Genomic DNA, 21,717 nt, shown 5'->3' on the forward strand with positions numbered 1-21,717 from the left:
GAGGCGGCGACGTTCAGCCCGGAGGAGCCGCGCGGCGGGGGCGCGGGAGCAGCGGACGAACCACCAGGGGTAGATGCGGTGGATCACTGGGCGCCACCCGGGGCGGTCCACCACTGGATGTGCAGCTGGTGGACGCCCTCGGGGAGCGCGACCGGAAGCGACAACGGGCCGGTGCAGTTGAGGCGTTCCGCGACGACGCGCTCGGCGGCCGGGCCCGTCAGGTAACGCTCGAACCACTGCCACTGGGGTCTGCGGAGCGGGCGGAACCGGAGGGCGGACCAGAGCACGTCCAGGGCGACGGGGAGGAGGAGGTAGGCAATCGGACGGCGGGCCTCGGCGTTCTGGTCGCGCCGCATCGCGGGCCGCGTCGTAAACCACTGGCCGATCGCAGCGTTCCGGAGGGAAGCTGTGCCCCATGACGACGACCTTAATCACCGGGGCCAACAAGGGCCTCGGCTACGAGACCGCCCGCCGCCTGATCGCCGCGGGCCACACCGTCTACCTGGGAGCACGCAACATCGAGCGGGGTACGGCAGCCGCTGCCGAGCTCGGCGCCCGGTTCGTACAACTCGACGTCACCGACGATGCGTCGGTCGCCGCCGCGGTGGCCACCGTGGAGGCCGACGGCGCCGCCCTGGACGTCCTGGTCAACAACGCCGGAATCGAGGTGCGGTCTCCCGAGGGCGAGATCATCGGCGCCGCGGAACTGACCGCCGACGTGATGCGGGAGGTGTTCGAGACCAACGTCTTCGGCCTGGTCCGGGTGACCCACGCCTTCCTCCCGCTGCTGGAACGCTCCGCCGTCCCGGTCGTGGTCAATGTCAGCAGCAGCCTGGCCTCCCTCGCCCACGCCGGCAAGGGGTACCCGGGGGCCGCCTACCCGGTTTCCAAGACCGCGGTCAACATGCTCACCGTGCAGTTCGCCAAGGCGTTCCCGCGGATGCGGATCAACGCCGTGGAGCCCGGCCACACCGCGACGGACCTGAACCGGCACGAGGGCTCGCAGACCGTCGAGCAGGGCGCCGAGATCATCGTTCGGATGGCACAGCTGGGTCCGGACGGCCCGACCGGCGGCTACGTCGACGCGGCGGGTCCTCTGCCCTGGTAGGCGACGGGGTTGACGGGCGCCGCGCCGGGACCGGCGCGGGGCCCGTCCCGCCGCTCAGCTGTCGAACCAGACGACGAGCCGCACGTTGTCGTCACCGTGTGTCGAGGCCAGAGCCTCCATGACCGTCCAGACGGGCTTCCACTCGCCGTCCTCCGTCACCGCGTCCCTCCGGCGCATCGTCTCCGCGCGGTAGAGGATGTCGTCGATGAGCCATTCGCTACCCTCGGGCCACTCCTGCGGCTACCCCATCGCCGAGTCCGGCAGGCCGACGGCCTGCGCGACCCGGGGGGACCAGGCGGCCTTGCCCGTCAGTCGGAGTCCGTCCGCCGTCTGCCGGTACTGGTGCAGCCGACCGTCGGGCCGCTCCGCGGGCTCGTTCCAGTCGACCGCCTTCAGTTCGGCCCAGGTGATCCAGGTGGCCCCCTGGACCGCCTCCCACACGGTGAACCGGTCCACTTCGGAGCGGACGGCCTCGGGGGCGACGCCTCCGAGGCCGCACCCGTTCACGGGATCCGGCCCGCGAGCCCCTTGTCGACGCGTCGCCTGATCCGCTCGAACGACGCAGGGAGGTCGTCCGCCAACTCGGCATCGAGGCGGCGGCGTTCAGCCCGGAGGAGGCGCGCAGTGGGGGCACGGGAGCAGCGGGCGAACCACGCCTGCGGGCGCGTGAGCGGCGGCAGCGCGACCCGCTCATCCGTCACTCCCGCCGTCCTCCCGCGGCACCCCTGTGTCGCGTCGCCCGGCACGGTGCCGGGCCGGGCTACCACTGTGTGGCAGGGCCGCCGTCTTCGTCTTTGGCACCGAGCGCAGACTTCTTGGGCACTGAGAGCACACGGATCCGTCCACTCGGTGAGTTGACCGGTATTGCGCTGGCTCGCGGGCCTGCCGATGCTCGACGATGGCGTGTATACGTCACGCGGGGGGTGCACGTGAAAGCATCGGTCTCCACCACGAGCGTCAGCGCACGCGACGGCTTCGAGTGGTGGACCCACATGGTCGGTGACCTGGTCATGCCGGTGTCGGTCACCAGCACTCATGCAGACCGCTTCCGCGGCACCGCCACAGCCATCCCGCTGGGCGACACGGACATCTTCGGCTTCACCTTCTCCCCGATGTCAGCCCGCCGGGCTGTTGGCCACATCCGGCGCGGCGACCCGGAACAGTACTTCCTCTTCCTCGTCCACGGCAGTCCCATCGGTATCGACCAGCGTCGCAACACCTCCCTGCTCACTGCGGGGGACATCGCCCTCTTCGACTCTTCCCACCCCCTGAGCTGTGAGTTCCAGGACGAAGGACGCCTGCCACGCGTCACCCTGCTGCGGATATCACGGTCCGCCCTGCCACTGTCCCAGGACCGGACGGACCGACTACTCGGCACCGCACTGCCGGCACACACCGTTCCAGGGACGCTCCTTGCCTCGTACCTGACCGAGCTCCGGTCCCAGGCCGAGCGGTGCGAACCAGCCGAGCTGCGGCGCCTGGGCGGCATCGCGCTCGATCTCACCGCCGCCCTCCTGGCATCGGCATCCGACAGTACCCTCGCGCTGCCCGCCGAGACCCGCCGGGAAGTCCTGCTGGCGCAGATCGGCGCCTTCATCGACCGCCACCTCGCCGACCCCGACCTCGGGCCGGCCGGCATCGCCGCCCACCACCACATCTCGGTCCGCGCCCTGCACCAGCTGTTCCGTTCCCAACCGGAGACCGTGGCCGCGACGGTCCGGCGCCGCCGGCTCGAACGCTGCCGCGCCGACCTCGCCGATCCCCGCCTGCGCGACCGCCCGATCGGCCCCCTGGCCGCCCGGTGGGGCTTCCTCCTGCCCGCCGAGTTCAGCCGGGCGTTCCGGGCCGCGTACGGCGTCACGCCCACCGAGTTCCGGCACGGGGCAGCCGCACGCCCGCCGAGGTCTGCGCCGAGGCACAAGTGATCCGGCACGGAGCCACAAGAGACCCGGCCCGTGCCGGGTGACGCTGGAATGCCTCCGTCGGGAGGGCGTCACCCGAGAACAAGAGAGAAGAGGACCAACCGTGTTGGGTAGGAAGACACTGCTCGCCGCAGCCGCCGCCCTCGGCGTCCTGGCCTTCCCGCTGGCCGGCGCCGGCCCGGCCTCCGCGGCGGCCCCTGGCCCCGCGTACCGGGTCGGGTGTGTGAACGGCTACTACTACTGGTGCGACGAGGTCGCCTCCACCGGCATCCTCGCCGAACTCGACATCCACAACGGTTCCGACACCAACGGACACGACTGGGCCTACACCAACCTCCGGACGACCCACCGGGGCCAGAACCTCTGGGTGCTGACCTCGAACGGCAGCGGCGGCTGGGACTGGTACGGCGTCCCCGCCGACTACGACCTCGGCGGCGGCTGGTACGGCGCGTACTACAACAAGTCGGACGCCGGCGTCCTGATCAAGGTCGCCGTCTACAACTACGACACCGGCTCCTACATGTACACCAACGCGCACTGAACCTCCGGAAAGGCCGCTGGCGGCATCCGTGCACGTCGTGCACGGATGCCGCCGGCGGCCCGGACCGCGCCGGGCCGGCCCGATTCAGACGTCCCGGGCCGGGCCCGTGAAGTCCGCGAACGGGCCGGCCGCGACCCGTACGTCATCGCCGGTCCGGATGTCCTCCGCAGCCGGCATGTCCGCCCCCTTCAGGTGCCGTGTCCGCCGGGCGACGCCGGCGGGATCGGACGTACGGCACACGTCACCGGGTTCGGGCTCACTCCTCGGCCGCTGTCTGACGACCGTGCTCGGGCGGGCCGCCCACGCGGGCCCGGCCGCGGGACGCCGCCCAGGTCACCGGCGGAGCCGGGGCCTGGGCCTGGGCCGGCAGCAGGGACGACGTCGACGGCTCCGGGGCGTCGGCGAGGACCGGGCGCCGGCCCCGCTCCCGGGCGATGTCGGCACGCGGCCCGGGCTGAGCGCGCAACTCCCCCGCCGTGGCGCGGAGCACCGCGATGAGCGCCAGCAGCATCAGCATGCCGTGGGCCGGCATGGACAGGTAGGGCGCCAGGTCGGGGGCGATGAACTTGAGGTAGCTGCCGAGGGAGGACAGCTGGACCAGGACCGGCAGGTACCAGAGCTTCCGCGGCAGTTGGAACGCGACGATCACGCTGAGCACGTCGGCGACGTAGAAGTACCGCTCGTGCATCGACGGGAGGAGGAACGGCACGGCGATCGCCGAGGCGGTGGCCAGCAGCAGCACCCTGGTGTCCGTGAGCGCCGCCCGCCCGGCGGCTCCGCCCGTCCCCCTTCCCCGTCGTACGGCCCAGACGGCGAGCCCGACCAGCGCCAGCACCACGACGCCCGCGACGAGGACGCCGGCGCTCCGCACGGCGTCCTCGTCGGCCTGCGGCACCGAGACGAACTGGTAGACGGACGGCGCGTTGAGGGTGAGCTGCTTGTAGGTGTCCGGCTGACGGGTGTAGACCGTCAGCAGCTGCCACGGGTCGGCGCCGAGCAGGAAGGCGGGGATGTCGAGGGCCACGTAGGCGGCCGGCAGGGCCAGCAGGCTCCGCCAGGGCACCCGCTTCACCAGGACCAGGACGAGCAGCAGCGGGAAGAGGAACACCGCCTGGAGCTTGAACGCCAGCGCGATGCCGAAGAACGCGCACGCCCACCACGGCCGCTCGCGGAGCACGTGGTAGACGCCGCCGACCAGGAAGGTCGTGAAGATGGCGTCGGCCTGGCCCCACCAGCCGCTGTTGGTCACCACCGTGGGCAGGAGGAGGACGACCAGCGCCGCGTTGAAGGCGTGCCAGGTCCGGTCCGGCCACCGCAGGGAGACGATGCGGAACGTGTAGGAGGCGAGTGCCAGGTCGAACAGGATCGAGATCCACTTGATGCCCGCCAGCGCCGACACCGGCAGGTAGGTGAGCGCGGCCATCAGGTAGAGGTAGGGGACGTTGTAGTCCGAGAAGTCCGCGTTGCTGAGGGCGCTGAACCCGCCGTGGTCCGCCATGTACCGGTACCACGGGCCGAGGAAGTAGTAGTAGTCCGACGACTCGCTGTCCAGCAGGAGCATCCTGACCGAGAGCGCGGCCGTCACGGCGGACATCACGGCCAGGGCCAGGACCGTCGGGTCGGGCGCCCCCCGGCGCGGTTCCGCGGCGGTGGTGTCGGACATCGGACTCCATTCAGGTCGGCGCGCCGCTCCCGGTGACGCGCGCTGCCGGGGGACGGTTCCGTCGTGGATCCGGCCGCCGGCTCGCGTAGGCCGCAGACGGTTCGCGCGGCCTTCCGGGGCCGAGCCCCGGCCCGGGTTCGACTGCTGGCCTCAGCCACAGTTCAACCACCGGCCCCCGCCGCCCCCGTGGTCCGCCCCGACCGTGGCGTCCGGCGGACGGCGCGCAGGTGGCGGGCTTCCTCCGGCCGCCCCGGGGCCCTTGTCTACCGGGCCCGCGGTGTTCGCGGGAGGTCGGCAAGGGCGCGGAAGAGGGCAGACGTTCTCGCCCGATCGGGCAGGTTGTTCCCATGATCGGACTGATGCTCCGATCGTACCCGTAGACTGATGCGCAGTTGACTCGAACCGGTCAGATTGGTCTGAACCTCTGCCGTCCGCTACTGGTCGGCGAGCGCCGTGCGCCGTGCGAAGACCGCAGGGCGGGCGGTCTCCAACGCCGTCGCGACGGCGCCCAGGAGGACGGCCTCCTCCCCCAGTTCGCTCTGGGCGAGCTTCGGCCTCAGCGGGGTGAGGCGCTGGAGCGCGCGCTCCAGCGGGTCCAGCAGGAGGTCGGCACTGCCGCCGATGCCGCCGCCGAGGACGACCAGGTCCGGGTCGAGCAGGGCCGACAGGACAGCGACGGCATAGGCGAGCTGCCCGGCCTCGCGGTGCACCGCCTCGGTGGCGAGCGGGTCGCCGGAGCGGGCGGCGTCGAAGACCTCCTTGGCCGTCAGCGGGCCGCCCATGCCGAGCTCCAGCGCCGTCCGGACCACCGCGTCCGCCGCGGCCGCCTCCTCGATCGTCCCGCCCGGCGTGCCGTCGGGCCGGGCGGGCAACGGGACGAGGCCGACCTCGCCGGCCGCGCCGTGGGCGCCGGAGAGGAGCTCACCGTCCTTGAGGACACCCACGCCCAGGCCGGTGCCGATCAGCAGGTAGGCGAACATGCGGCTGCCGCGGCCGGCGCCGAGGGTGAACTCCCCGAGGGCCGCGAGGTTGGCGTCGTTGGCGACGGTGACGCCGGTCTCCAGGCCCTCCCCGATCCGGTCGAACAGACCCGGTCTGCCCCAGCCCGGCAGGCTGGTGGCGTACCGGACGCCGCGCCGCTGCTCGTCCCACACACCGGGCGTGCCGATGACCGCGTGCACGATCTCCGCCGCGGCCAGGCCCGCCTCCGCGGTGGTCTCCCGGGAGGCGGCCACCACGGCGTCGGCCACGGCGTTGGCGGTGCGGCCCTTGTTCGGGATGTCCCGGCGGGCGACGATCCGCCCGGCGAGGTCGGCCACGGCCACGCGCAACCGGGCCCGGCCGATGTCCACACCGAGCACGTGGCCGGCGGTCGGGTCGGGCTCGTAGAGGACGGCCGTCCGGCCGCGCTCGGGCACGAAGCGGCCGGCCTCCCGGGCCAGTCCGGCCTGCTCCAGCGCGGCGAGGGCGGCGGAGACGGTGGGCTTGGAGAGACCGGTGTCCCGGGCGAGCTGGGCCCGCGACGAGGGACCACCGGTGCGCAGCAGTTCGAGCAGCAGCCACTCGTTGTTGCTGCGCAGCCGCTGCCGGTTCCACGGCTGCGCCGGCGACCCGCCCGGCGGAACGGTGCTCGGCAGGTGGCGGCTCATCGGGTCCTCCGGGATCGGCGTGCTCCGCGGCCCCCGGTGGTCGGCGGCGCTCGGGCGGCGCCCACGACCGGGCACCGCCGCCCAAGTATGACCGGTACTCAGTGCACCCACCGGGCCGCGCACGGCACGCCCGGGTGCCGCCCGGGTCGCGCCCGGCTCGTACCGATGCCACCGGTGCCACCTGGGGCGTGCACGGCATGCACCGGGTGCCACCTGGGTCGCGGCCGGCCCCGGGTGGCCGGCCCGGCGGCCGTCAGCCGACCCAGGTGCCGGCGAGGTACCGCACCGCCCCACCGGGCAAGTCCCCCGCCACCGGACCCGCCCCCGGCTCCCAACCCGACCCACCCCAACCCGACGCAACCCCCCGGTTACAACACCGCTACCGGCGAGTCAAGGTTTCACCGGTCCATGGGCGTGCCGCGGCGCGACGAGTGATCATGGGCGTATGCGGTTCCGGTCCGGCAATGGAGGAGAGGGCGCCACCCCCGCGGGTCAGGACGACCGGTCACTGGCGGCGGCAGCGGCGGCCCTGGCCGCGAACGGCGGCTCCGTCACGGCGGGTGACAGTCCGGATCTCCTCCGCAAGGTGCTCGCCCTCGCGCCGGTCGGCGTCGCACTGCTGGACGAGCGGTTGCGCTGGCAGTACCTCAATGCGGCCTTCACCACCGCCACCGGACTGCGCCGGGCCGACCTGCTCGGCCGGCCGGTCGCAGCCACCGCCTTCGCGGGCGCGGCCGGCACGCTGCGCCGCGTCCTCGCCGACGGCCGGGACCGCGAACACGCCACCGGCGGGCCGGACGGCGCGGGCGCCCCCGTGCCGGCCGGCCTGCGGGTGCGCTACCGGCCGCTGGAGGCCGACGGGCACGTCACCGGCGTGGTGATCGTCGTGCTGGACGACCCCGGTCCGGAGCAGGAGCTTCGGCGCGAACTGGCGCAGGCCCGGGCCCGGCTGGCACTGCTCGACGCCGCCACCGAGCGGATCGGCACCACGCTCGACGTCGACACCACCTGCGCCGAACTGGCCTCCTTCGCCGTACCCCGGCTCGCCGAGCTGGTCACCGTCGACGTCCTGCCGCCCGACTCCCCCGCCCGCCCCGGCCGCACCCGCGGCCTGCGGCTCCACCGCGCCGCCGCCCACTGCACGGGGAGCCTGCGCACGGCGGTGACGGAGCCGGCCCGGCCCGGCGAGTCCGTGCGCTACCGGGACGGCTCGGCCGCCGCCCGGGCCCTGGCCGCGGGTGTCGCGGTGCTCGCCGACGTCCCCACGGACGGGCAACTCGCCGACGCCGCCCCCGGCCCGGCCAGCCTTGCCGCCTACCGGGCCGCCGGTCTGACCTCGCTGCTGGCGGTCCCGCTGGCCGCCCGCGGTCAGCTGGTCGGCTTGCTGACGCTGGCCCGGACGGCCGCCTCGCCCGGCTTCACCCCGGAGGAGGCCGCCCTGATCGGCGACCTCGCCGCCCGCGCCGCCACCAGCGTCGACAACGCCCGCCGCTACGCCCGCTCGCAGGGCATCGCCCTCGAACTCCAGCGGGCACTGCTCAGCGAGCCCGGCAACCCGCACCAGAACATCGAGCTCTCCGCCCGCTACCTGCCCTCCGGCACCAGCTCGGTGGTCGGCGGCGACTGGTACGAGACGGTGCGGCTCCCGTTCGGCCGGACCCTGCTGGTGATGGGCGACGTCATGGGGCACGGCGTCGAGGCCGCCGTCGACATGAGCACCTACCGTTCGACCCTGCGCGACGTCGCGGGCATGGACCTGCCGCCGCACCGGATCCTGCGCCAGCTCGACACGGTCATCGCCGCCAACGACTCCGCCCGGCCGGCGACCTGCCTGCTCGCCCTCGCCGACCCGGGCCGCAACCGCTGGACCCTCTCCAGCGCCGGCCACCTCCCGCCCGCGCTGATCGCCCCCGGCCGCCCGACCGAACTGCTGCAGATCCCCACCGGCCCGCCGCTCGGCACCGGCCTCGGCGGGTACGAGCAGGTCACCCGCGAGCTGCTGCCCGGCGAAACGCTCTTGCTGTACACCGACGGCCTGGTGGAACGCCGCGACGAGGACATCGACGTCTCCCTCGCCCGTCTCGCCGCTCTCCGCCTGCCGGCCGCCGGCGAGCTGGACGACCTCCTCGACGCCGTCCTGCACGCGCTCGCCCCGACCGGGCCGACCGCGCCCGCCGCCGAGGACGACATCGCCGTCCTGGCGGCCCGGCCCGGCGCCCGGCAGGACGGCCCGGCTCCGGGAGCGACGGTGCTGCGCTGACGCTCCCGCCGTCGGGGGCGTCAGCCGACGGAGCCCGGGGGCGCCAACCCTCGGGCCCGCAGCGCCGCAGGTTCGCGCACCCGCGAGCGGCGGCCCCGGTGCACCGCGCACGCACGATTACCGCCCCGGCGCCGAGCGGGGAGAAGTACCCGCATACGCTGGGGCGGGCCCGAACGATCTCTTCGCCGGGCCGTGCAGGACACCGGGGGGTGGGCCTGAAGCATGAAGTACGCAGGGGGGAAGCAATGTCCGAGCACCGGGATCGGCACGGCCACTACGGCGTGCACGACGAGCACGGCGCGCACGACGAGCACGCGGGGTACCAGGCGTACGCGGAGTACGACGAGCACGCGGATTACCAGGAGCGCACCGAGTACCAGGAGCACACGGAGTACGCGGAGGTCGACGCGGCCGCCGGAGACGCCGGGGGCGCCGAGGAGCCGGAGGCCGCGCGCCGGCCGGCGTCGCGCCGGGTCTGGCAGCTGGCGCTGGGCGGGGTCGTGGTCGGACTGCTCGCGGCCGGGGGCTACGGCGCCTACAACGTGGTGAGCGCCGTGACCAGCGGTTCCCGTGGGGACGGCGACCACCGGGAGTACACCGCCGCGACGACATCGGCGCCGCAGGAACCCCCGACCGCCGAGCAGGCCGAGGCGGTGGCGAAGGATTTCCTGGCGGCCTGGGGCCGGGGGGACCTCACGGCCGCGGCCGCGCTCACCGACCGTCAGGACAGCGCGCGGTCGGCGCTCTCGTCGTTCCGCGAGGCCCTGAAGCCGCGCTCGCTCACCCTGACCGGGACGGGCCCGGCTCCGTCCGGTACGCCGAGCGAGCCGAGGCTCGGGTTCCGGGTGAAGGCGGAACTGGAGGAAACCGCGGGCGCCTGGGAGTACGACGGCGTGCTGGGCGTGGTCCGGGCCTCGGACGGGACGGCGGTCGTGCGCTGGTCGCCCGCGGTGATCCACCCGCACCTCGACCCGGGCGAGACGGTCGGCATCCGGCCGCTGCCCAATCCGGTCGTGAAGCCGACCGACCGGAACGGGAAGCCCCTCGACGCGTTCCCGTCCCTCAGGACCGTCCTGCCCGAGATCCGGCCGGCCGACGGCGCGACCGCCGTCACCGGTCAGGCCGTGGTGATCCTGGACGGCACCGGGAAGCCGCCGGAGCAGCTGTTCGTCCTCGCCCCGCCGAGCGCGCCGGAGATCAGGCTCACGCTGGACGCCGACCTCCAGCAGGCCGCCGAGGAGGCGGTGAAGCAGCAGTCTGCGGGCGGGAAGCCGGCCTCGCTGGTCGCCGTCCAACCGAGCACCGGCCACATCCTCGCGATGGCGTACTCCTCCAAGGACCAGTTCAACCGCGCCGTCGGGGGCGGGCAGGCGCCCGGCTCCACGATGAAGGTGATCACCGCGGCCGCCCTGCTGGAGGCCGGGGTGCGCCCGGACACCGTGGTGCCGTGCAAGGAGACCACCAACTCCCCGCGCCTCTGGCACAACGACGAGCCCGGGAACTTCCCCGGCTACACCCTCACCGACGACTTCACGCACTCCTGCAACACCGGCTTCATCGACAAGGGCCTGGAGAAGCTCCAGCTCGGGACGGTGCCGAGCGTCGCCCGCGACCAGTTCGGCCTCGGCCTGGAGTGGCACATCGGCATCGGCAGCAGGGATGCCACCATCCCGGTGCCGAAGAACAAGGACGAGGCGGCCGCCACGTACATCGGCCAGGGACAGATCCAGGTGAACTCGTTGCTGATGGCCTCGGTCGCCGCCACCGTGCAGAGCGGAACGTTCCGCCAGCCCGTCCTGCGGGAGGACGCGAAGCGGGTGACGGCGCCCGGGAAGCTCCCCCCGGGTGTCGCCCGCGACCTGCGCGCGATGATGGCGGAGACCGCGACCCAGGGCACCGCCCGGGCGCCCATGTCCGGGCTGACCGGCCAGATCGGCGCCAAGACCGGCACCGTCGAGGCCGGCGCGGGCAGGAACACCAACAGCTGGTTCATCGCGTACCGCGGGGACCTCGCGGTGGCCGCCGAGGTCGAGGGCGGCGGCCACGGCAACAGCGCGGCCGGGGTCGCCGCGGCCCAGGTGCTCAGGGCCGGCGGCAAGGGCTGACGGCCTGGGGCACCGGGGCTGACGGTCGATCGTCCACCGGCCCCGCCTTGCGACCCTGCGGTTCTCGGGCCCTGCGGCCCTGCGGCCCTGCGCATGGTGCCTTTCACTGTCGCAACCGGATCGCGGCCGACCCGCGACCACCACCTCTTCGGCGGAGCAACTAGAATCAGACACCGGTCGCGAGTGTTCCATACGCGCACGCACGAAGCGTGCGCACGGGGTGAGAGAAGAGGTGTGCCGTGCCCGACGACTCCGGTGCGTCCACGCTCGCAGCGAAGCTGGACCGGTTGTTCGACGTGGTCCGCCGTCCCGACCGCGAGCAGTACAGCCACGAGGAGGTGGCCCGGGCCTGTCGCGAGGCGACCGGGGAGAGCTTCTCGGCGACGTACCTCTGGCAGCTGCGGACAGGACGGCGGGACAATCCCACGAAGCGTCACCTCGAAGCGCTGGCGCAGTTCTTCCAGGTACCGCCCACGTACTTCTTCGACGACCGGCAAAGTGCCCGGATCGCCGAGGAGTTGGCGCTGCTCGGCGCGCTGCGCGACGCGGGCGTACGGGATGTGGCCCTGCGCGCGGTGACCCTCTCGCCCGAGGGACTCGGCACGATCAGTGACATGATCGAGGCGATCGCCCGCCGCGAGGCCGGTGGCAGGTAGCGGCCTACCGTACGAAGCGGATTCCCTCCGCGTTTCCGCGTTTGTAGTATCACCTCCCGGCGGGGGCGACCGAACGCCAGGGGGAGAAACGTGGGGTATCCGGGTGGGGTTGAACATGGGCTCTGGCAACGATGTCGGGGGGTCGCGGACTCGATACCGCTTCCGGAACCGTTCGGCATCCCGGCGCTGACCGAGTCGCTCTCCCGGCTGCGCGGAAGGCCCATCGAACTGGTCCCGCTCTCCGGCTCGGAGCACTCGCCCTGCGGCGTGCTGATCAGCACCGACCGCGCGGACTACATCGGATATCCGGTCGACACCACGGCGTTGCACCAACAGCACATCGTGCTGCACGAGATCGGCCATCTGCTCTGCGGGCACACCGGCGGCTCCGACTCCAGGGTGAGCACGGTGGTGTCCCAGGCCCTGACGACCCAGCTGTCCGAGGAACTGGTGCGCCGGGTGCTCGGCCGCTCGGTATACACGGAGCGGCAGGAGCAGGAGGCGGAGCTCGTCGCCTCGCTGGCCCTGCAACGCGCCCTGCAGCGACCACGGCCGACGACGACCGGCCAACTCACCGACCAGATGGTGCGATTACGGCAGGTCTTCGGGCGGCCGCTGCGACGCGGAGCGGCGCGCCGTGGCTGACCACCTGGCCAGTGCCGCGAGCTACTTCGCCGCCGCGGTCGCCCTGCTGAGCACGCTCTGGAAGATCCGGACGGACCGGGGGCGCCGGTCCGACCCCGCGCTCCACTACGGCTACGCCTGCGGCGCGCTGCTCGGGGCGGGAATGGCGGTGAACGCCCCGGCCACGGCCTCGGCCCTGGCCGGCGTGCTGCCCCAACCCGCCCTTCTCACCCTGGTGGCCGACCAGTTGAAGGTGGCGTCGTCCGGGGCGCTGGCCATGATGGCGTACGCCACCTGGGCGTCCGCGGCAGCGCGGGGCGCGGTGCGGCGGCAGACCGCCTTCACGGGCGCCACAGTCCTGCTGGGCACTGTCGGCTTCCTCGTCGCCTCGCCCGTCAGTGACGGCACGACCGTCACCGTCGGCAGCGCGGACAGGCCGCTCCTGGCGGGGTACGTCGCGCTCTTCGCCGTCCACACCGCGTGGTGCCTGGCGGTCTTCGGGTTCCTGATCGGGCGCTGCGCCTGGCACTCGCCACCCGGCGTCCTCCGGCTGGGACTGCGCCTGATGGCCGGCAGCGCGCTGGCGGGGCTGCTGTGGACGGCCGGCTGTCTGCAGGACATGGCGGACATCCTCACCTCGGGCCGTGAGACCGGCGCGGACAGCGGGGTGTCCGGGCTGGCGGCCGTGGTCTGCATCGTGCTCGGCTTCGGCGGTGCGACCGCGTCCGCCTGGGCGGACTGGGGCCGACGCGTGCGGGCCTGGCGGGACCACCGCAGGCTCGACCCCCTGTGGTCGGCGGTACACTCCGTGCTCCCGGAGATCGAACTCGTGACCCCGGCGCAGCCGTTCGGGCCGGTCGCATCCCTCGGCCCGTTCGGGTCCTTCCGGCCGTTCGAGTCCCTCGGGCCGTTCGGGTCCCTCGGACCGTTCGGGCCGTTCGGCCGCGGGGCCGGCCGGCGGCGCGACATCCACTTCGCGCTGTACCGACGGATCATCGAGATCCGCGACGGTCAGCTCTCCCTCCGCCCCCATCTGCATCCCCGGGTGCCGCTCTGGGTCGGGGAGGTCATGGGATCCGTCGGACCCGCCGACGCCGAGGAACTGGCGGCCGTGGTCGAGGCGGCGGCCCTCGCAGCCGCGCTGGAGGCGGCGAGGGCCGGGCACCGCTTCCCCATCGGCCCGGGCGAGGGATGCGTGCCCCACCCGGTGGTGGCCGACATCGGCGAGGAGGCGGCGTGGCTGGTCAAGGTGGCTGCCGCCTACACCGGTTCACCCGCCGTGGCCCACGTCCGCAGCCGGGTGCGCGGCGAGCTGGGCCGCGCCGCGGTCCGGCACTGACGCCCGAGAGCCGCCCCGCCGACCCCGTCGGCCCCGTCGGCCCCGCGGGTGGCGGGACCGACAGGGCGGCGAGGCGACGGGGCGGCGGGGCGGCGGCCCGGCGAAGCGGTTGCCCGGCGAGGCGGCGGGGCGGCTGTCCGCGGGCCGGCGGAGCGGAGGCGACCGCTCAGCCGCGGGCCGGCTCAGGCGCGGGCCAGCTCCGGCATCAGCTCGTACACCTGCTCGGCGGACTCGGGATCGGCCTTCAGGCAGGCGAGGAGGTCGTCCCTGGCGCTGTCCGCCCGGTCGAGCCCGATCAGGCAACGGGCCCGCTGCAACCGGGCGTCGACGTCCTCGGTCGAGCCGAGCACCTCGTCGAGCAGTCGCAGCGCCTCACCGAAGCGGCCGGCGTCGTGGTGGACCACGGCCAGGTTGAACTGGATGCCGGGCTCCGCCGAAAGCTCGACCGCGCGTGCCAGATCGGCGCCGGCCGCGTCCAGATCGCCTTCCTGGTAGCGGAGTTCACCGAGCAGGGCCCACGCCTGGGCGTACTCGGGGTCGACGGCGAGTGCGGCCTCGTAGGCGTCGGACGCCGCCGCGAGGTCACCGTCGGCGACCAGCAGCTGTCCCTTGATGCAGAGGAGCTGCAGACTCGCCGGAGTGTCCGCGAGCCCGGCCCGCACCTCGTCCCAGGCGAGCTCGTGCTCACCGGCTTCGAGGAGCAGTGCGGCCCGGTTGAGGCGGGCGTCGCCGAACTCCGGGTCGAGCTGGAGGACGTAGCCGAAGTCCGCCACCGCCGCCTCGGTGTCGCCGAGCTCGGCCAGGACGTCGGCCCGGTTGAAGTACGCCTCGGGGAAGGGCGGCGAGAGCCGGATGGCGTGGTCGTAGTCGGCCAGCGCCTGCTCCGGCCGGCCCAGGTCGCGCCAGAGCATGCCCCGGTCGAAGTAGTACTCGGCGTAGTTGGGGTCGCACTCGATCACCGCCGTGTAGTCGGCGACGGCTTCGTCGTGTCGGCCCAGGCCCGCGTACACCTGCGCGCGGTTGTAGCGCAGCACGGAGCGGTGCAGTGCGTGCTCGTGGTCCTCCAGCGTCTCGTCGAGCCGGGCGATGCAGCCGTCCAGCAACTCCAACGCCGCCTCCAGACGGCCCTGGTGGACCTCGATCAGCGCGAGCCCGTTGCGGTTGAACACCACGCGCGCCTCCCGCTCCTTCGGCTCGGGGTGCCAACGGGCGAAGGCGATCGCCTGGTTGACCCAGGCCCGGGCCAACTGGTGGTCACGCCGGTCGGCGCCGAAGTGGCGGGTGTGGAGCATGGCCGTGGCGTACGCGGCCTGCATGTGGACCTCGGGCGAGGTGCTGAGCGCGCGGGCCTCGTCGTACAGCGGCAGCGCCTGATCGGCAAGGCCGAGGGCGGCGAAGGAGGTGGTCATCTTGGTGGTGAAGGCCCACCAGTGGGTCGGGCTGCTCTCGTGGGTGACCAGCCGCCGGCCACGCTCCCCGAGGTCCAGGACGGCGTGGTAGAAGCCGAGGTCCATGCAGTGGTCGAGGGCGTGGCGCAGGATGTCGGCCCCGGCCCCGGACGGATCGCTGCCGTGCTCCGCGTGCCAGGCGATGGCCCCCAGGCGCAGGGAGGACTCCCCGGCCGTCTCCAGCTCCGCCCGCCGCAGGTCGTGCAGCCGGGCGCGTTCGGCCGGCGGCAGGCTCAGGTAGGCGGCGAGCTCGTCCGGGTCGTCGCCGATGCCGTCGCCGTCGATGTAGCCGCGGCCCGGCACGGCGCCGGCCGGCAGGCCCTCGGCTGCCGTTCCCGCGCCCGTCGCGGCCTCGTCCTGCGCGTCGAGCACCGTGCACCGGGCGGCGAGTGCGGTCGGCAGGTCCTCGCGGCCGGGACCGGCCGGACGCTCCAGCGGCTCGGTGCCGGTGGTGACCACCACGGTGAGCAGCTGCGGATCCACACGTCGCAGCAGGACGGCGAGGAACTCCCCGTCGCTGGGGTCGGCCCGGTGGGCGTCGTCGACGACGAGCGAGCGCGGGCCGACCGCGCGCAGGTACGCCTCCAGGAACTCGACGAGGCCGTGGGCGATCCGCAGTGTGCGCAGCGCGGAGTAGAAGCGGGTGCGCTCCTTGGGCACCGCCAGGGAGGTCAGTGTCTCGCGGGTGGCCGGCACCAGGTCGCGCAGCTCCGGTGTGGTGGAGAGGATTTCTATGTCGTGCTCGGCGACGGCCTCGGGGCAGCGGGCGAGCGCGTCCGGGACGATCCCGCGCAGGATCGAGCCGACGGCGGTGTAGGGGCCGCGCAGACGGCGGTTGGCGTTCACCACGGCGAGCGCGGGCGGCAGGTCGAGCCGCTCGCGGGCTTCGACGCGGGCGCGGCGCCCGGTGGCGCGGACCCAGTGGTGGCGGTGCTCGGCCATGACTCAGCTGCCTTTCGCGCGGGGCGCAGGGGAGGAGGGAGGATTCGGGGGTCAGGCCGACTGGGCCGCCGCGCGCCGCTCGCGGGCGGCGAGCACGACGACGGCGACGGTCTGCGCGAGGCTGAGCACCATCAGGGCGAGCGAGTCGAGCCGGCCGGCCGGCGAGGCCTGGCCGGTCAGGCGCAGCCACATGTCGTGCAGGAGGCGGTAGGCCGTCGGGACGACGACACCGGCGAACATCGTGAGGGTGAACACGTAGCCCACGAGCATCAGCCAGGCGTACCAGCGCGCGACCTTCCGGTCGACCGGGTGGTGGACGGACAGGTCCAGCGGCGGCCGCCCGATGGTGCGCCGAACGGCGTTGCGCAGCACGTCGGTTGCGGCAGCGTGGAGGTTCACGCAGCCCAGGACGGTGCCGAGCAGGACGTAGATGTCGGTCCGCAGGTAGAAGAAACCCTGCCAGGCGAGCCGCAGTGCCGTGGCGTAGGCCATCGCGAGACAGAGCGACGCGACGGTCCCGTTGGTGCCGCGCGTCGCGTCGGCGATCAGGGTGAGCACGGCGATCGCCAGGGCGTCGGCGATCATGCCCGCCATGATGGGCAGGTAGCGCTGTCGGCGCGGCACGCTGACCAGCCCGTCGAGGGAGGTCTCCAGCACCAGGTAGACCAGGCGGCGGCCGATGGAGAGACGCGAGCGCAGGCCGAGCCGACGGCCGGCCAGGGCGTGGAAGGCCTCGTGCAGCGCGAGCAGCGGCACCTGGCCGATGAACAGCATCAGCACGACGAGGGTGTAGTACGAGCTGAAGAACAGGTTGTCGACGCGCGGGACCAGCTCGGGCACCCGGACCATCTCGGCCACGGCGAGGGCCGTCACGAGTCCGTAGCCGACGAGGGCCGGTCGGCTGAAGACCACCTGGCCCAGTCGCTGCCAGCGCACCGGCGCGGCCGGTCCCGCCTTTTCGCCGTCGGAGCGGACGAGGTCGAGCTCCACGAGGGCCTCGACGAGGTCGGCGATGTCGACGGTCTCTCCGTGCACGGTCTGGTAGCGCTCGGCGGCCTCGCGGGGCGTGAGGCCCTCGGCGAGCATCCGGACCAGTTCGGCGCCGTCGGCCGGGAAGACGGCGTAGGTGTCGGTCTCCGGGCTGCCGATGGTGACCTCGTCGGCCTCCGGCAGGTACACGAGCTGACGAAGCGGTACCGGCCGGTCCAGGTCGAGGCCCGGGGCGGTGGGGCTGCTGTCCGTGGAGGAGTGCACGGATCCTCCTGCGGGAGGTAGACGGAGGGGCGAGGGGGTGGAGCGGTGCCGGCCGCCGCTGCTGCGTCCGGCCGGCACCGCGGTCCCCCTTGCCCGGGAGGATCGGTCAGTTCTGCACAGCGCAGGACCACGGCAGGTACAGCGCACGGGCCGCGCTGGTCAGGCGAACCGGGCCGGCCTTGCGGACGACGATCTTCTTCATGGCAACACACCTCCTTGTATGACTGGTCATCAACAGCGCGCCATCTGCTGGTATGAATGAGCCTCTTGGGGCTATCCACACCAGCTTGGCGATGCAGCAAGTGTGGGGAAGGTGTGGTGACCGTGTCAATGGATCGGATCATCAAACCTGGAGCCCGCCGGACCGGTCGACTATTACCCCAGGTCAGAGCATTGCTGACGAAGCATCGACGATCAGCCCGACGCCTTCTCGGGGCGAAGCCACTCGACGAAGGGGCCCGGAGTGGGTCGGTCACAGTCGGTGAGGCATAAACTGAAATGAATGCGAGCCGCATGATGTTCCACGCTGGCTCGGGGTCTTCCGGGGTGCAGTGCGGGCCGGACACGCCGCCGGGGCGCGGGGGTGGTCCTCGGACCGGCCCCCGCGCCCCGGCGGCGGATCGCTCAGAGGCTGGCGAGCCCCTGCTCCAGGTCCGCCCAGAGGTCCTCGGGGTGCTCGATGCCCACGGCGAGACGGACGGTGCCGGGGCCGATGCCGGCGGCGGACAACTGCGCGTCGTCCAGCTGGCGGTGCGAGGTGCTGGCCGGGTGGATGATCAGGGTGTGCACGCCGCCCAGGGAGGGGGCGAGGGAGGCGAGCCGGACCGACTCGGTGAGGCCGCGGGCCGCCTCACGGCCGCCTGCAAGGTCGAAGGCCAGGACCCCGCCGTGTCCCCCGGGCAGCAGACGGCGGGCCAGCTCGTGGTCGGGGTGCGCGGCCAGACCCGGGTAGTGCACGGCGGTGACCGCCGGGTGCGCGGCCAGCCGGCCGGCCAGGTCGAGCGCCGTCTCGCAGTGACGGCGCATCCGCAGGGCCAGCGTCTGCATCCCTCGCAGCGTCAGCCAGGCCGCGTACGGGTCGGCCGAGGCGCCCAGCTCGGTGGCGTAGCGCCAGACGGTGCGGTGCAGTTCGTCGTCGGCGAAGACGGCGACGCCTGCCAGCACGTCGCCGTGGCCGCCGAGGTACTTGGTGGCGGAGTGGATCACGATGTCGGCGCCGTGCTCGACGGGCCGGCAGAGCAGCGGAGTGGCGAAGGTGTTGTCGACCACGCCCACCACCCCGGCCTCCCGGGCGACGGCAAGCAGGGCGGGCAGGTCGGTGACCCGGGTGGTCGGGTTGGAGATGGTCTCCAGGTGCAGCAACCGGGTGTTGGGGCGCAGCGCGGCCCGCACCTCGGCGGGGTCGTCGCCACGGACGTGGGTGACCTCGACGCCCCAGCGGCGGGTGAGGTCCGCGAGCATCGCGAAGGTGCCGCCGTAGAGGCTCTGCTGGGCGATCACGTGGTCGCCGGAGCGCAGCAGGGCGAGCAGGACGGTGTTGATCGCACCCATGCCGGAGGCGGTGGCGATCGCACCGGCGCCACCCTCCAGGCCGGCCACCGCACTCTCCAGCGAACGGACCGTCGGGTTGCCGAACCGGTTGTAGAAGAACGCCCGGTCCGGGGCGCCGAAGGCCTGGACCAGCGAGTCGGAGTCCTCGAAGGCGAACAGGTGGCCCTGGTGAAGCGGCACCCCCAGCGGGCGGCTTCCGGTCACCTCCTGGACGGGCGGGTGGACGGTCCGGCTCTCGGGGCGCAGCGCGCCGGGGAAGTCACTCATGCCCTCCATCGTCGACGGGCCCGCGCCACGACTGCCAGGGCCAATCCCGGGCAGGTGGACCGGACGGCGGTTCGCGAGCGGGGCGAGCCGGCCCGGCCCCGGGGCATGACGTGGTCGTCCACGACCGGCACCGGCCTCCGTCCTCCCGGCCCGGCCTGCGGGTTGCGCAGACCCCTGTGGCCGGAGTGCGGGTTGCACGAATCCCTGTGGCCGGGGTGCGGGTTGCACGAACCCCGGTGGCCGGAGTGCGGGTTGCACAAACCCCTGTGGCCGGGGTGCGACCTGTGGGAGGCTCTGGCCGACCGAAGTCGTCCTGCGAGGAGTCACTCCACCATGCGTCGCCGCATTCCCACGGCCGTGGCCGCGTCCGCTGCCGCCCTGGCCGTGCTCACCGGCTGCTCCGGCACGGGCGGGTCCTCGCCGGCCGCCGCGCCGGATGCCTTCGACCCGGCGCAGGCCGTGACGAAGGCGGGCAAGGATCCGTACGCGGTCTCGGTGGCGGTGACGGGCGGGCCCAGCGGGACGAGCCTCACAGCGCGCCAGAACCTCAACACGGTGTACACCGGCCACCGGGAGCAGAAGGCCCCGGACGGCAGCACCCTGGAGTTCGTCGACACCGCCGACGCCGAGTACGTCCGCGGCCACGACGCCACCGGCAAGTGGCTGAGGACTCCGCGGCCCGCCGGCCCCGCGCAGATCGACTTCACGGGCTTCACCCCGCTGCTGCTCGCCCAGGGACCCGCCGCCCGCAAGGGCATGGAGCACCGGGACGGCGTCCCGGTCTTCCACCTCTCGGGACACCTGGACCTGGAACAGGGCGCCGGGGTCCTGCCGGCGCTCTACCAGACGTTGAAGTCCAAGGGTGTCCCGGGATTCGACCTCGATCAGTGGATCGACGCCCAGGGCCGCACCCGCTACGTCGAGCAGGGCGTGGTCCTGGACGGCGCGAGGACGGTCGTCAGGTACGTCTTCAGTGACTTCGGCCCGGCCGAGACCTTCGCCGCCCCGGACACGAACGTCGCCTGACCATCCCGACGCACCTCCGGGGCCGGACCTTGGCGGACCGCACGTCCGGGGCCGCAAGTCCAGGGCCAGAGCTCCGGGACCGCACGTCGGCGGGCCCGGAGTGCCAGGAGGCTCAGTGACACCGGCCCGGCGTCCCCGGGCTCTCGTCGGCCGTGCCGGTGCGCACCAAGGCGGCCGACCATCACCGGATGCTGGACGTCGCGCGCCGGACCCGGTCGTAGCGCGCCGGACCCGGTGGTGACGAGCACTCAGCGGCGTCGGGCGAAGATGCGCTTGGCGGCGTAGACGATCCCGACGATCAACAGGACGACGAAGAGGATGATCAGGATCACCACGACCAGCAGGAATTTGCCCAGCTTGGCGAAGAATCCTTTCTTCTTCTTCTCGGCAGCCTGCTTCCGGACCACGCCCTCCGCCGCCAGGTCGACCGCCGGGGCCTGTGCAGCGGCGGCCTGGACGGTGGTGGCCTGAACGCTGGTGGCAGACGCTCCGGTGACCGCCACCACGGCCGCCCGAGGCGCGGCCACCGCCGTCGTGGCGCCCAGACCCACCATGGCGGGCAGGGCTATCAGGGCCACCAGGGCGGCCGCCAGGAAACGTGCGATCCGGTGCGACATCGTGCTCCTCGTTCCGGGTGCGGGCGGCGCGCGCGACCGGACCGCCGCCTCCCGGCGCCCGGCCCGGAGGTGGCGGTCCGTCAACGGCAAGCGGCGTCCCCCACCGAAGTTCTACAGACGCGTAGAACTTTAGCCGGTGCAGGCCGGCGGCCCGCCCGCACCCCCGGGCTCAGAGCCCGCCGGCCGGCAGCAGCACCACCCGGGCCGGATCGAACGGCTCCCAGCGGGCCGGGGATCCGCTCCGCGCCACCCGCAAGCGGCACCAGCGCGCCCCGGCCGCGTCCTGCCACCAGCCGCTGACCCGGCCGAGCGCCCATCTGCCGTCGCCGTAGTGCACCTCGACCGGCTGACTGACCCACTCGACGTCCGCCTCCGCGACCGCCGGGCCTTCACCGCGCTCGCCGCCCCGCACCGGACTGCGCAGACTCTCCACCACGGTTCCGCCTCCCGTTCCGGACCAGGCCGCCGGCCCCCGCAACGGGACGGCCGCGCGACCGGACGTACAGCTCACCCGCCCGACTCTACAGTCGTGTAGAGCCCAGCGGACCGGAACCCGGCACGACCACCCCGTCCCTGCCCCACCCGTCCGGCCCGCCCAGCCCCTCCGGCCCGCCCAGCCCCTCCGGCCCGCCCGGCCCCGACCGTTCCCAGACCGTTCCCAGACCGTGGGATCCGGCCGCTGAACCCGGCCTCCCGACTCCGGCCCCAGGCCCCCGCGCCCGAACCCCGGCCTCCCGCGTCCGGC

General features: G+C 73.5%; 20 protein-coding genes. 9 read left to right on the forward strand and 11 right to left on the reverse strand.

Going from position 1 to position 21,717, the window contains the following annotated elements; translation table 11 throughout:
- Positions 1 to 83: 83 nt before the first annotated feature.
- Positions 84 to 356 (reverse strand): hypothetical protein, encoded by a 273-nt coding sequence (locus J5Y04_RS06530; RefSeq protein ID WP_209410861.1) that lies wholly within the window; start codon positions 354 to 356, stop codon positions 84 to 86.
- Between the two features lie 59 nt (positions 357 to 415).
- On the opposite strand from J5Y04_RS06530, the gene J5Y04_RS06535 reads away from it, so the two are divergent.
- Positions 416 to 1,108: an SDR family NAD(P)-dependent oxidoreductase gene (locus tag J5Y04_RS06535; protein ID WP_209410862.1), complete on the forward strand. Its 693-nt coding sequence runs from the start codon at positions 416 to 418 to the stop codon at positions 1,106 to 1,108.
- A gap of 54 nt (positions 1,109 to 1,162) precedes the next feature.
- Here the strand turns inward: J5Y04_RS06535 and J5Y04_RS42820 are convergent, their stop codons facing one another.
- The 3 genes from J5Y04_RS42820 to J5Y04_RS06545 all read right to left on the reverse strand — a co-directional run bounded on the left by J5Y04_RS42820 (position 1,163) and on the right by J5Y04_RS06545 (position 1,809).
- The gene (locus J5Y04_RS42820; protein ID WP_256463461.1) at positions 1,163 to 1,285 is read right to left on the reverse strand and encodes a hypothetical protein; all 123 of its coding nucleotides are present in this window, start codon (positions 1,283 to 1,285) and stop codon (positions 1,163 to 1,165) included.
- Positions 1,286 to 1,348: 63 nt separating this feature from the next.
- The gene (locus J5Y04_RS06540; protein WP_209410863.1) at positions 1,349 to 1,615 is read right to left on the reverse strand and encodes a hypothetical protein; all 267 of its coding nucleotides are present in this window, start codon (positions 1,613 to 1,615) and stop codon (positions 1,349 to 1,351) included.
- Positions 1,612 to 1,809: a hypothetical protein gene (locus J5Y04_RS06545; protein ID WP_209410864.1), complete on the reverse strand. Its 198-nt coding sequence runs from the start codon at positions 1,807 to 1,809 to the stop codon at positions 1,612 to 1,614. Before J5Y04_RS06545 ends, J5Y04_RS06540 begins: the two co-directional genes overlap by 4 nt.
- 228 nt (positions 1,810 to 2,037) lie before the next feature.
- Between J5Y04_RS06545 and J5Y04_RS06550 the strand changes: the two genes are divergently transcribed.
- Both J5Y04_RS06550 and J5Y04_RS06555 read left to right on the forward strand, forming a co-directional pair.
- The gene (locus J5Y04_RS06550) at positions 2,038 to 3,033 is read left to right on the forward strand and encodes a helix-turn-helix domain-containing protein (protein WP_307852966.1); all 996 of its coding nucleotides are present in this window, start codon (positions 2,038 to 2,040) and stop codon (positions 3,031 to 3,033) included.
- 103 nt (positions 3,034 to 3,136) lie between these two features.
- Positions 3,137 to 3,571, forward strand: coding sequence for a hypothetical protein (locus J5Y04_RS06555; protein WP_209410865.1), 435 nt, complete (start codon positions 3,137 to 3,139; stop codon positions 3,569 to 3,571).
- A gap of 256 nt (positions 3,572 to 3,827) precedes the next feature.
- Here J5Y04_RS06555 and J5Y04_RS06560 read toward each other — a convergent pair whose 3' ends face one another.
- Both J5Y04_RS06560 and J5Y04_RS06565 read right to left on the reverse strand, forming a co-directional pair.
- Positions 3,828 to 5,234 carry a glycosyltransferase 87 family protein gene (locus tag J5Y04_RS06560; RefSeq protein ID WP_209410866.1) on the reverse strand — a complete coding sequence of 469 codons (1,407 nt, stop codon included), beginning with the start codon at positions 5,232 to 5,234 and terminating at the stop codon, positions 3,828 to 3,830.
- Between the two features lie 434 nt (positions 5,235 to 5,668).
- The gene (locus tag J5Y04_RS06565) at positions 5,669 to 6,883 is read right to left on the reverse strand and encodes an ROK family transcriptional regulator (RefSeq protein ID WP_209410867.1); all 1,215 of its coding nucleotides are present in this window, start codon (positions 6,881 to 6,883) and stop codon (positions 5,669 to 5,671) included.
- Positions 6,884 to 7,328: 445 nt separating this feature from the next.
- On the opposite strand from J5Y04_RS06565, the gene J5Y04_RS06570 reads away from it, so the two are divergent.
- The 5 genes from J5Y04_RS06570 to J5Y04_RS06590 all read left to right on the forward strand — a co-directional run bounded on the left by J5Y04_RS06570 (position 7,329) and on the right by J5Y04_RS06590 (position 13,867).
- The gene (locus tag J5Y04_RS06570) at positions 7,329 to 9,143 is read left to right on the forward strand and encodes a SpoIIE family protein phosphatase (protein WP_209410868.1); all 1,815 of its coding nucleotides are present in this window, start codon (positions 7,329 to 7,331) and stop codon (positions 9,141 to 9,143) included.
- 245 nt (positions 9,144 to 9,388) lie between these two features.
- Positions 9,389 to 11,248 carry a penicillin-binding transpeptidase domain-containing protein gene (locus J5Y04_RS06575; RefSeq protein ID WP_209410869.1) on the forward strand — a complete coding sequence of 620 codons (1,860 nt, stop codon included), beginning with the start codon at positions 9,389 to 9,391 and terminating at the stop codon, positions 11,246 to 11,248.
- A gap of 239 nt (positions 11,249 to 11,487) precedes the next feature.
- Complete coding sequence (locus tag J5Y04_RS06580; protein ID WP_209410870.1) at positions 11,488 to 11,904, forward strand: helix-turn-helix domain-containing protein; 417 nt, start codon at positions 11,488 to 11,490, stop codon at positions 11,902 to 11,904.
- Between the two features lie 267 nt (positions 11,905 to 12,171).
- Complete coding sequence (locus tag J5Y04_RS06585) at positions 12,172 to 12,549, forward strand: hypothetical protein (protein WP_209410871.1); 378 nt, start codon at positions 12,172 to 12,174, stop codon at positions 12,547 to 12,549.
- Positions 12,542 to 13,867 (forward strand): MAB_1171c family putative transporter, encoded by a 1,326-nt coding sequence (locus J5Y04_RS06590; RefSeq protein ID WP_209410872.1) that lies wholly within the window; start codon positions 12,542 to 12,544, stop codon positions 13,865 to 13,867. Before J5Y04_RS06585 ends, J5Y04_RS06590 begins: the two co-directional genes overlap by 8 nt.
- A gap of 182 nt (positions 13,868 to 14,049) precedes the next feature.
- Here the strand turns inward: J5Y04_RS06590 and J5Y04_RS06595 are convergent, their stop codons facing one another.
- The 3 genes from J5Y04_RS06595 to J5Y04_RS06605 form a co-directional block, all read right to left on the reverse strand.
- Entirely contained in the window at positions 14,050 to 16,257 is a 2,208-nt protein-coding gene (locus J5Y04_RS06595) for a tetratricopeptide repeat protein (RefSeq protein ID WP_209410873.1), read from the reverse strand.
- A gap of 51 nt (positions 16,258 to 16,308) precedes the next feature.
- Entirely contained in the window at positions 16,309 to 17,511 is a 1,203-nt protein-coding gene (locus J5Y04_RS06600) for a hypothetical protein (RefSeq protein ID WP_209410874.1), read from the reverse strand.
- 624 nt (positions 17,512 to 18,135) lie between these two features.
- Complete coding sequence (locus tag J5Y04_RS06605) at positions 18,136 to 19,329, reverse strand: PLP-dependent aspartate aminotransferase family protein (protein WP_209410875.1); 1,194 nt, start codon at positions 19,327 to 19,329, stop codon at positions 18,136 to 18,138.
- 333 nt (positions 19,330 to 19,662) lie between these two features.
- Here J5Y04_RS06605 and J5Y04_RS06610 point away from each other — a divergent pair, with 333 nt between their 5' ends.
- Complete coding sequence (locus tag J5Y04_RS06610) at positions 19,663 to 20,355, forward strand: hypothetical protein (protein ID WP_209410876.1); 693 nt, start codon at positions 19,663 to 19,665, stop codon at positions 20,353 to 20,355.
- A gap of 248 nt (positions 20,356 to 20,603) precedes the next feature.
- On the opposite strand, the gene J5Y04_RS06615 is transcribed toward J5Y04_RS06610, so the two are convergent.
- Together J5Y04_RS06615 and J5Y04_RS06620 are read right to left on the reverse strand one after the other, a co-directional pair.
- On the reverse strand, positions 20,604 to 20,972 hold the full coding sequence (locus J5Y04_RS06615) for a hypothetical protein (RefSeq protein ID WP_209410877.1): 369 nt from the start codon (positions 20,970 to 20,972) through the stop codon (positions 20,604 to 20,606).
- Between the two features lie 169 nt (positions 20,973 to 21,141).
- The gene (locus J5Y04_RS06620; protein ID WP_241002314.1) at positions 21,142 to 21,408 is read right to left on the reverse strand and encodes a hypothetical protein; all 267 of its coding nucleotides are present in this window, start codon (positions 21,406 to 21,408) and stop codon (positions 21,142 to 21,144) included.
- Positions 21,409 to 21,717 lie beyond the last annotated feature (309 nt).

Origin of the sequence: Kitasatospora sp. RG8 (assembly GCF_017813315.1) — a bacterium.
GTDB lineage: Bacteria > Actinomycetota > Actinomycetes > Streptomycetales > Streptomycetaceae > Kitasatospora.

Coding starts and splice junctions, on each gene's coding strand:
- J5Y04_RS06530 (WP_209410861.1), bottom strand. CDS start 356: ATGCGGCGCGACCAGAACGCCGAGGCCCGCCGTCCGATTGCCTACCTC.
- J5Y04_RS06535 (WP_209410862.1), top strand. CDS start 416: ATGACGACGACCTTAATCACCGGGGCCAACAAGGGCCTCGGCTACGAG.
- J5Y04_RS42820 (WP_256463461.1), bottom strand. CDS start 1,285: ATGCGCCGGAGGGACGCGGTGACGGAGGACGGCGAGTGGAAGCCCGTC.
- J5Y04_RS06560 (WP_209410866.1), bottom strand. CDS start 5,234: ATGTCCGACACCACCGCCGCGGAACCGCGCCGGGGGGCGCCCGACCCG.
- J5Y04_RS06565 (WP_209410867.1), bottom strand. CDS start 6,883: ATGAGCCGCCACCTGCCGAGCACCGTTCCGCCGGGCGGGTCGCCGGCG.
- J5Y04_RS06570 (WP_209410868.1), top strand. CDS start 7,329: ATGCGGTTCCGGTCCGGCAATGGAGGAGAGGGCGCCACCCCCGCGGGT.
- J5Y04_RS06575 (WP_209410869.1), top strand. CDS start 9,389: ATGTCCGAGCACCGGGATCGGCACGGCCACTACGGCGTGCACGACGAG.
- J5Y04_RS06595 (WP_209410873.1), bottom strand. CDS start 16,257: ATGGCCGAGCACCGCCACCACTGGGTCCGCGCCACCGGGCGCCGCGCC.
- J5Y04_RS06605 (WP_209410875.1), bottom strand. CDS start 19,329: ATGAGTGACTTCCCCGGCGCGCTGCGCCCCGAGAGCCGGACCGTCCAC.
- J5Y04_RS06610 (WP_209410876.1), top strand. CDS start 19,663: ATGCGTCGCCGCATTCCCACGGCCGTGGCCGCGTCCGCTGCCGCCCTG.
- J5Y04_RS06615 (WP_209410877.1), bottom strand. CDS start 20,972: ATGTCGCACCGGATCGCACGTTTCCTGGCGGCCGCCCTGGTGGCCCTG.